The sequence below is a fragment of the Bacteroides sp. GM023 genome, from assembly GCF_014750685.1.
Lineage (GTDB): Bacteria > Bacteroidota > Bacteroidia > Bacteroidales > Bacteroidaceae > Bacteroides.
In genome coordinates this window covers 1,087,942-1,097,987 of record NZ_JAAXGE010000002.1, presented here as the reverse complement: position 1 = coordinate 1,097,987, position 10,046 = coordinate 1,087,942, and the positions used below count along the sequence as shown (strand labels likewise).

The 10,046-nt window shown below is 43.2% G+C and carries 5 protein-coding genes; 4 read left to right on the top strand and 1 reads right to left on the bottom strand.

All coding sequences use genetic code 11. The annotated features are described in order from the left end of the window. Positions 1–124 precede the first annotated feature (124 nt). Complete coding sequence (locus HC965_RS06595; RefSeq protein WP_191030709.1) at positions 125–3,013, bottom strand: triple tyrosine motif-containing protein; 2,889 nt, start codon at positions 3,011–3,013, stop codon at positions 125–127. A 315-nt stretch (positions 3,014–3,328) separates the two neighbouring features. On the opposite strand from HC965_RS06595, the gene HC965_RS06590 reads away from it, so the two are divergent. The 4 genes from HC965_RS06590 (at position 3,329) to HC965_RS06575 (ending at position 10,036) form a co-directional block, all read left to right on the top strand. Beyond that, positions 3,329–6,424, top strand: coding sequence for a TonB-dependent receptor (locus tag HC965_RS06590; RefSeq protein ID WP_191030708.1), 3,096 nt, complete (start codon positions 3,329–3,331; stop codon positions 6,422–6,424). Positions 6,425–6,438: 14 nt separating this feature from the next. Beyond that, positions 6,439–8,022, top strand: coding sequence for a RagB/SusD family nutrient uptake outer membrane protein (locus HC965_RS06585; RefSeq protein WP_191030707.1), 1,584 nt, complete (start codon positions 6,439–6,441; stop codon positions 8,020–8,022). 51 nt (positions 8,023–8,073) lie between these two features. Beyond that, positions 8,074–8,961, top strand: coding sequence for a hypothetical protein (locus HC965_RS06580; protein ID WP_191030706.1), 888 nt, complete (start codon positions 8,074–8,076; stop codon positions 8,959–8,961). Positions 8,962–9,085: 124 nt separating this feature from the next. Further along, on the top strand, positions 9,086–10,036 hold the full coding sequence (locus HC965_RS06575; protein WP_191030705.1) for a family 16 glycosylhydrolase: 951 nt from the start codon (positions 9,086–9,088) through the stop codon (positions 10,034–10,036). Positions 10,037–10,046: the final 10 nt, after the last annotated feature.

Genomic DNA, 10,046 nt, shown 5'->3' with positions numbered 1-10,046 from the left:
CCGCTATTAGGGCTCACGAGGGACTTGCACCCGTTAGATAATACTCATGCCGAGCATACACGAGGAACGCCGACGGCGAAGGAGAAACCTTCGGTCGGCGTTTTTCTTTTGCCTATATGTGAAGTTAGAAATGTTGCAGGAAATCCGTCAGGTTGACATCGCGGCTCAATTCCATTTTCTTTCGCAGGCGATAGCGTGCCATTTCTACGCTACGAACAGACATATTCAGCAACGGGGCGATATCTTTCGAGCATAAGTCCATCTTCAGGTAAGCGCAAAGTCGCTTATCGCCTACCGTGAGTTGCGGGAAGTGTTCGCCCAGACGTTTCAGATAATCTTCGTAAACCATATCGAAATTATGCTCAAACTTCTGCCAGTCATCATCGTGCTCTATATTTTCCCGAATGTCTTTCTGGACTTTACCCAATAGTTTCACCATTTTTACTTCGTCTTCCCTACCTGATACATAAGTATTGAGTTTGTCCAAGTCTTCTTTTATCTTGAGCAGGATTTCATTCTTACGGATAAGATTCATCGTAGAAGTGGCCAAGTCCTGGGATTTATGTCGCAGATTATATTCCAATGTTTGATTCTTCAACATGACGATTTCCTGTTCACGCTTCCGTGCGTCTTCTTCAAATCGCAGTTGCTGTTCCCGCATTTCTTCTTCTTTGCGAAATTCCACTTCGGCTTCCTTCAATCGGGAACGCATCCTGTCAAAACGTATCAAGAGCCATATTAGTGTAGCGAACAAGATAAAATAGATGTAATAAGCCGTCGAACTCAGATACCACGGAGGGAGTATTTCAAAGTGATAGGCGGTTTCCGATATTCCCGGTTTGAACCGATTCTTGGCACGTACATGAAAGGTATAATCGCCTTGCGGGAGCTTGGTATATTCTTTCATAGCAATCATTGAATAGGAAGACCACTCCTTATCATAATTTTCAAGGAAATAGCTGTACTCCACAGCATCTTCTTTCTCAAATTCGGGCGCGACAAATTCGAAACGTAATGAATTATATTTGAATGGCAGTTTTCTTACGGACTGTTGTTCAATAGTACCTCTGGAACCATATATCAGAGAGTCTTTATTGTTATTGGTCAGATAGACGTTCTTTATAAATACGTCGTTACCCAGTTTCTTTTCATTGGCACGTACTTTGGCGAGATTAATCCAGGAGAAGCCATTTTCGGTGCTGAACAGAACATGATTCCTGTCAATGCAGTTTACGTTTTCGAAACCGAATATACGTTTGTCTTGCAGGAAATTCAAGGAGATGGAATCCAGGGTATAAGTTTGGTCGGGATTCCGGAAAGCAACCGCCTGCATAGTACCGGACATGAAAAATAAGTCACCATAAGGGGATTCGTATAGATGGGCAGCGGCGGGCAGGGCTGCGAAATACTTATTCAGTTCATCAAACAAGACAGCCTTATTACGGGTAAGGTCGAACTTATAGAATCCGGCATCAGAAGAAAATATAATACGGTTTCTAAACTCATTCACCAAATTGTTACGACTGGTCGGAAACCCTCTATTTTCAGCATAATACTCTACATTCAATACCGAATCCGCCTGTGCATCCAAGGTTAAACGGAAGAGTCCTTTCATCCAATGGGTCATCCATATCGTACCGTCATTATCCTCGGCAAACATACCGCTCGACTCTTTAAAACCCTTCAGGTAATGAGAAAATGTCCAACGCCCGTTACGCTTATGCAAAAGAAAAAGACCATCATAAGAACATCCTAGGATATAATCCGGACGGTTCTTCATACGCTCCAACTTCCAGGTTCCATTTACTTGCGGGATACGTTCCGCACGGTCACCCGTAATAATAAAAACGCCCCGGTCGTGTCCGCAAAACAATGTATTATCAATCTCAGTCAGATACCAGACCTGCCCTTTCATGTCTTGTACGGACTTGACTACCTGTTGTTGATTAGCAAGAGGATAGTCTATATAATAGAGTCCTTGGTTTGTACCCAGGTACAGTTTATCTTTATGTACCAGCGAGGCATAACCGGAACCGTATAGATTCTCAGAACCAAACAAAGAAAATTCGGGGGTATTAATGACAACATAATCAATCCCTTTATCCAAGCCCAGCCAAAGATTGCCCGAACGGTCGAATCCTACACTTAGCACTGTGTTATTCTGCATACCGGAAAATGTGTTCACATGTAGCGTTGAATTATCAGACAGGTTCTTTACGAAAAGCCCGTTTGCCACTGTCCCGAAAGCTATCGACTTGCCATCTGTAGCCGCACAGAACACTTGATTCTGTTTTAGAAAAGGATCAATATCCAATGACCAAGGCTCCAAATGTTTTCCGTCATACAGATATACTCCGTGAAAATCAGTAACAAACAGCATTTTGTTCTTTTCGTAAGGCAAAATAGCACAAACTTTTTTGCCTATCAGTTCATCGGTATAAGGCAGGGACATAAATGAATTCCCGGTCAGAATCATCGGGCCTTCCTCACGATTCGACACTAACAGAGAATTATGCACCACTGCGGAGCAATCTATTTTGTGATTGAAGTGATAGGTTTGGACGGTATCCGTATTATACTTATATACATCCCGGTTGCTCTGCAAATAGAATGAATGCTCAATCTTATAGATTTTCCATATTTCGGAGATATCTTTTATAGAATCAAACGCCTGCATCAGGGATTGATAAACAGCTCCTCCATTATTATCCAACTGATAATAACCGAACTCGTTGAATGCGCCGGCATACAAACGTTTGGATTCGGTATCATAAAATACTGAACGCACATTGGTATAGTTGGCTATGGGATAAGTCGCCCAATCCTTGCCATCAAATTCCAACACGCCATTGTTGTTGGCAAAGTAAATACAACCACCCGGATTCTGCACAATATCCCAGTTCTGCGTACCTGATTTATAATGCGTCTTACTAAAATTGCGCACAATCGGATAGATGGAATAAGCGGAATTATGGACAAATAAAAGTGATAGAATTAATAAGAACGTTCTCATAGTATTACTTTTTAATGGCTGATTCGTTTTAAACCCTCGGTTGATTACAAAGATAGGAAAATTGTTGGTTTGTAGGGTTAATCTAATGGAGCATTTTTAATTCATATAGTTCAGACATTTCAAAATAATTACTGATTTACAACAACTTATATATTTTATGTTGAGTTTTTATAGAATTAATAATTGAGCAATGTTGAGTTCTTGTGAAACAAATTACGAGGTATTCCGGGGCAAACAACTCTATCTTTGCAACGTCGGAACAAGACAGGGAATTGATTCCGGACATAAAATTGAGTTACACTTAAAATTAATACCATGAAAAGAGTTATTCTTATTTTTTGCAGCGTGCTGCTAGGACAAATCTCTTTCGCCCAAGCCCTTCGGGTCACAGGTCAGGTCACTTCCGCAGAAGACGGATTCTCACTGCCGGGCGTTACAGTTTCAGTAAAAGGTACTACTAATGAAGGAACCATTACGGACATGGATGGTAATTACTCCATCAATGTGAGTAAAGGGAAGACTTTAGTATTCACGTATGTAGGATGCAAAAAGCATGAGGTCACAGTACAAAAAGCCGGCGCAATGAATATAGTATTGCAGCCGGATGCACAGATGCTGGATGAAGTAGTAGCCATCGGTTACGGTACGATGAAGAAAAGTGACCTCACTGGTTCAGTTGCTTCCGTAAAAGCCGATCAACTACAAAAGACTCCCGCTGCCGGACTGGATCAGGCTTTGCAGGGACGTGCCGCCGGTGTCACAGTCAACGCCAATTCCGGTCAACCGGGTGCTGCTGCTGAAGTACGTATCCGTGGTATCGGTACGGTGAACAACAGTGCTCCTATCTATGTGGTAGACGGAGTAATTGTGGATAATATCACCTATCTAAGTCCGAGTGATATTGAATCCACAGAGATTTTGAAAGATGCTTCGGCCACAGCCATTTACGGTTCGCGTGGTGCAAACGGTGTGATACTGGTAACAACCAAGAAAGGCGGAAAAGACGGGAAAGCTATCGTTTCATTGAATGTATATGCAGGTGTACAGAATCGATGGAACAAACTGGATCTGATGGGAAGCCAGGAATTTGCAGAGACGCTCATCAACATGCACAATGTGAAGTCTGAAATGAGCTACTACCAAAAACAGGGATTCAACAAGTGGTTACAACTATACCGTTTAGGAAAATCCGAATATTACCCGAACAACTTGGATTATTCGCAAATTGATACCGACTGGCAAGATGAAGTATTCAATAAAAATGCATGGATACAAAACTATCATGTATCAGTGGATGGCGGCAATGATAAAAGCAGTTATTCGATGAGCGGAAGTTACTTCACACAGGAAGGTACTATCATGGGGTCTGACTACTCAAGAGTCACTCTGCGTGTCAATTCTTCACACAAAATCAAAAGCTGGCTGAAAGTGGGCGAGAACTTATCATTCATGAGTTCTCACGGCCGTAATGCCATGAACAACAGCAGTAGTCCGGGTGCATCAGTTCTCTCTGCTGCTATCGCGATGGCTCCGTGGGACCCGACTCACTATCCTGCCGGAAGCGTAAACGAACAAGGTAAAGACTTGAGCGGGCAAATCAGTGCTGCATCCAACTTCAAGAACGTAGTCAACCCTTATTCAATGGTAACGACCGCCGAACCTTCCGACAAGACAGAAAGATGGGTAGGTGATATCTATCTTGAGATTACTCCGATCAAAGGACTTGTTTTCAGATCGGACGTCAGCCTGGACTTAACGAATACCCGCTCCAAACTATATAAAGAGAAGTATGAATATTCTACTTATGACAAGTCAGAAAAGAACTTCATCTCCAGTAACATGGCACGTTATTCAACGGTAGGTGTCGAAAACACTTTGACATACACACGTGACATCAAGAAACATAGTTTCTCTGCCATGGTAGGTCAGACTACGGAAGAATACAACTATTACAGCATCGGCGGTTCCGGTTCTTCCATCCTGAATCCGACTGAAACGAACTGGTACTTGTCTCAGGCTACTGAGGATCAGACAAAGGCTTCCGACCAAGCTTCCCGCTCACGCCGTTTTTCTTTGTTGGGACGTCTCCACTACTCCTATAATAGCCGCTACCTTATCACGATGAATTTCCGTGCCGACGGTTCCAGCAAATTCAAGGAAAATCTTTGGGGATATTTCCCATCCACAGCCATCGCCTGGAGAATCAGCGAAGAAAGCTTTATGAAAAATATCGAATGGCTGGATAACCTGAAGCTGCGTGCCGGCTGGGGACGTATCGGTAACGATAAAATCGGTGACGACAGTTTCACGCTCAAAATGATGAATACTGGTCCTACATTCGTGGACTATGTACTCGGTAAGACACAAGGACTAGCCAATGGCGCTACCATCCTGACATATGTAAACAATGGTGGAAAATGGGAAACAACCGAACAATGGAATGCGGGAGTTGACTTCAGCTTATTCAATAATCTATTATCGGGTACAGTAGACTTATTTCTCCGCGACACTAAGGAAATGCTTTTGGGCGTAAAGGCTCCGGCACACGTCGGCAACCGTTACGATGCAACCGCAAACGTAGGTACAGTAAGGAACAAAGGTATTGAAATCTCACTCAATCACCTGAACAGAATAGGAAAAGTCAATTACTCTGTATCCGGTAACGTTTCATTCATCAATAATAAATTGACAGCATTGAACGGCGGTTCAAGAGTGTACGGTGACCGCACCATCTGCGACGAAGGATACGGACTATACACTTTCTGGGGATACCAGTATGAAGGAATCTATCAGACAGACCAGGAAGCACTGGATCATCTTTATGCCTACAAGGATCAGCCGAGCAATATCAGTTATCATGCAGGAGACGCCCGTTACAAGGACTTGAACGGTGATGGAAAAATCGACAATGATGACAAGACAGATATAGGTAACCCATTCCCGTGGTTGACTTACGGCCTCAACCTGGGGGCTGACTGGAAAGGCATCGACCTTCAGTTATTCTTTCAGGGAGTATATGGCAACAAGATATACAATGCAGTGAAACTCCGCACGGAAGGCACCGGATACGAATCGACTTTAAGTACCAGCATGCGTAATGTGTGGACGGCTTCAAACCCGAATGGTGACATTCCCAATCCTTACGGAAGTCCCACCAACAAGGAGAACAACAGCCGGTATATCGAGAGCGGAGCTTATTTAAGATTGAAGAACCTGCAAATAGGTTATACCCTACCCGCCACTATGGTGCGGAAAGTCGGCCTTAGCAGATGCCGTATCTATCTGTCGGCAAACAATCTGTTTACGATTACTCCCTATTCAGGCTACGACCCGGAAGTCGGCGGTGGTATTGATTACGGTAACTACCCACAATCAAGAACTTTCATGCTAGGAGCAAATATTAATTTCTAAGAAACATGAGCCATATGAAAAAGTATATTTATATCAGCATATTATGTTCGATGTCAGCATTATTATCTTCCTGCAACGACTGGCTGACAGAAGAAGGTCCTATGGTAACCAACGCTAAAGATTTCTTTACTAGCGGTGAGACTGCCACCCAATGTGTCAACGCGGCTTACGCCCCTCTGATGTGGGAATACAATACGACTTATTACCCTGAATGGTTTATTGGCGACGTTGTATCGGACGATGCTTTAAAAGGGGGACAAACACTGTTGGATATGTCCGACGTCTATGACCTGGAGAATTTCAAGACCATTTCTAACAACGGTTTATTACTCGACTATTATCGTTCACAATATCAGGGTATCGCACGCTGTAACCTGGCTATCGAAGAAATACCTACGGTCAATCTGGACGAGTCGATAGATGAAAAGCTCCGCAACCGGTTAATAGGGGAAGCAAAATTCCTTCGTGCCATGTATTATTTCCGCCTGGTACGTATGTTCGGCGGTGTTCCTAAAGTGGATTTTGTAGTTTACAGCAGTGACCAGTGGAAACAGCCCCGCGCTACTAAAGATGCTATCTACGAATTAATCATCAGCGACTTGAAAGATGCTGAAACAAAGCTCTGGAAGAAAAGCGAATATGAGGATAAAGATTTGGGACGTGCCACCAAAGGTGCCGCTCAAGCAATGCTCTTAAAGACATATCTTTATATGCACAATTATTCGGAAGCAAAGAAATGGGGAGAAGCCATCAAGATTCAGGAAACAGCCGGAGAATATGACTTATGCGGAAACTATGCCGACAATTTCACTTTAGAAGGTGAGAATGGAATAGAGTCTGTCTTCGAAATCCAATATATGAATGACGAGACTTCCGATTATGGAGAAGGAAACGGTTTCACCCGTGGAACATTTACCACCATCCTGACTCGTTCGCGCTCTACGGCTTTCGGCAGTTCTTCTGCCGGATGGGGGTTCAACAAGCCGACTCAAGACTTGTATAATGAATTTGAGAACAGTGATCCTCGCCGTGACGTAGCCATACTGAATCCTACTGATGCGGAAATTATCAACTCAACTGAAGAAATCTATTTGGGAAGCAGATATTGTAACCGGAAGTACAGCATGATGGGACAGGACGGAAAGTACATTCCTCTTTCACATGCCAGCCGCTCACCTCTCAATTACAGAGTGATTCGTTATGCCGATGTATTGCTGATGTACGCAGAAGCATGTTGTGAAGAGAATGCGACCACAGAAGCCAAAGCCGCACTGGAAAAGGTGCGCAGTCGTGCCAGAGGAAACAATCCGGCCATATTACCGGAATTCCCCGATTACAATAATTATAAAGATACCAAAGACGACCTGATGAAAGCCATTCGCCACGAACGCCGAGTAGAATTGGCTATGGAAGGACACCGTTGGTTCGACCTCTGCCGCTGGAACATTGTCAAAAAGACTATGGATACCTACAAAGCTAACGAAACATCGGAAGCAAGGGCAGAGATGGCAAACTTTATCGAAGGGAAACACGAACTGTTCCCTATCCCGCAAGAAGAGGTAAACCTGGGCGGACTTGAACAAAACCCGGGTTACTAAAATACAAACAACCCAAAAAAAACTTATTGTCTAATTAAAAACTTAATTATCATGAAGAAGAAAAATTTAATGCTGCTTTTTATCAGTGCCTTATTAATGGGATTTACATTCGCAAGTTGTGGTAGTGACGATGATCCGGTAATTGAAAAGCCGGGTACGGAAGAACCGGGCGGAGACGACCCCGACCCCGAAGCGGAAGCTGAAAGACAAGCATCTTTATCTGGAAGCAATTATTACGTTATTGCAATGGACCAGGCAAGCTATGAAAAAATAGAGAGTAAAGTCGTTGCAGATTTCCGCCCGAATGGTGCAGCAGACGGTACGGCAGCCGATGGAAAAAACAAGAACCTTTATGTATGGAACGGTTATGAACCGGGAGCGGAATCCGTAGGTCCGAACTACTATCTGGAACAAGGATGGACTAGTTTCCAGGCTAATGGAGAATGGAATGGAGCCGGATATTTTGTACCCTGGGCATTTCAGGAAGAAGGAGGGGAAATGGCATATATCACTGAAACAAAGAACGCTGTCGAAAAGCTTAAAAATATAGACGGACACTATGAAGATTATTATCTCCACATTGCTGTCAAAGATTTAAAGGCAAGAGATGTATTCCACAATATCACTTTATGGTACGTCGGTAAAGCAGACGGTTCCGACAATAAAGGTACAGTCGTTTTAGGTAATATCCCGAATGACGACGGACAATCTCCTTACAAAGATTTCAGACGTGACGGTGAATGGCAGGCATTCGATATTCCTTTGACTTTGTTTCAGGAACAAGGATTACAGTTCCGCTATGAAGGAGAACTTAGCCTGACTCCTTCCAAACCGGATGATAACAATGTAGGAGTAAATATCCTTTCACATTCAAGCAAGACTACTCTCGGAGTGTCTTTTGATTACGACGCTGTATTTATTTACAAGAAAGCAAAATAAGATTTAGTTCGTTTCAATAGGTATTTTCAATCAGTCTCCATCCTTCATCTATCCCTAATCTACTGTGGTGGAGACTGATTTACAAAGGATAATACAGCCTTTAAAGAATCAAATTATTTATATCATGAAAGCAAATAACAAAGTCATGTTCATACTCGCTATAGCTCTCGCATTCATCGGCTGTACTGAAACAGAAGAGCCATTATCTCCTAATGAAGAGGGAGGAAATGATGCTCCAATTGAGGAAAAAGAAATAGGTTCAGGAGAAACAGACGGTTATACACTGGTATGGGAAGACCTGTTCCACGGTTCAACCCTGAATACCAACAACTGGCAAATAGAAATAAACGGAGACGGAAACGGAAATGCCGAATTACAATATTATCGTGCCGAAAACATATCGGTAGGAGAAGAACCGGAAAGCAAAAAAAGCTGTCTGATACTGACTGCCAAAAAAGAAAACTATGAAGGCAAGTCGTTCACCTCAGGCAGACTGAATACCAACGGTAAATATGCATTCACTTATGGTAAAGTGGAAGCAAGTATCAAATTACCCAAAACAGCCAACGGCTTATGGCCTGCTTTTTGGATGTTAGGCAAAGCATACGCTACAGTGAGCTGGCCTGCGTGCAGCGAAATTGACATTCTCGAAATGGGACACCAGGATGGAATCCGGCAGGGTAAGACAGAGACCTACTTCAATGGTGCCATCCATTGGGGAACGGCCTGGAACCAGCATGCACAGGACTATGGTCCAAAGAATGATGTTGCACCTTATAGCCTGCAAGACGGAAAATTTCATTTATATACCCTCATTTGGGATGAAGAGAAGATTGCCATGTATCTTGATTTAGACAAGCAACCGGAAGCCAAACCGTATTTTGAAATGGCAATCACAGACAAGAGTGACCCGATATGGTCACCGGGAAATTATCTTCATCAGGATTGTTTCATCATCTTCAATCTGGCAGTAGGCGGTAACTTTCCGGGGATATGGAATCCCAACCTGGTAACAGCCTTGCCGGACGGAGAAGCTAAAATGTATGTTGACTTCGTCAAAGTATATCAGAAATAGCAAACCGATT

What these genes read in the sequence shown, in the direction of transcription:
- HC965_RS06580 (WP_191030706.1), top strand. Translation starts at nt 8,074, where the DNA reads ATGAAGAAGAAAAATTTAATGCTGCTTTTTATCAGTGCCTTATTAATG.
- HC965_RS06585 (WP_191030707.1), top strand. Translation starts at nt 6,439, where the DNA reads ATGAAAAAGTATATTTATATCAGCATATTATGTTCGATGTCAGCATTA.
- HC965_RS06575 (WP_191030705.1), top strand. Translation starts at nt 9,086, where the DNA reads ATGAAAGCAAATAACAAAGTCATGTTCATACTCGCTATAGCTCTCGCA.
- HC965_RS06595 (WP_191030709.1), bottom strand. Translation starts at nt 3,013, where the DNA reads ATGAGAACGTTCTTATTAATTCTATCACTTTTATTTGTCCATAATTCC.
- HC965_RS06590 (WP_191030708.1), top strand. Translation starts at nt 3,329, where the DNA reads ATGAAAAGAGTTATTCTTATTTTTTGCAGCGTGCTGCTAGGACAAATC.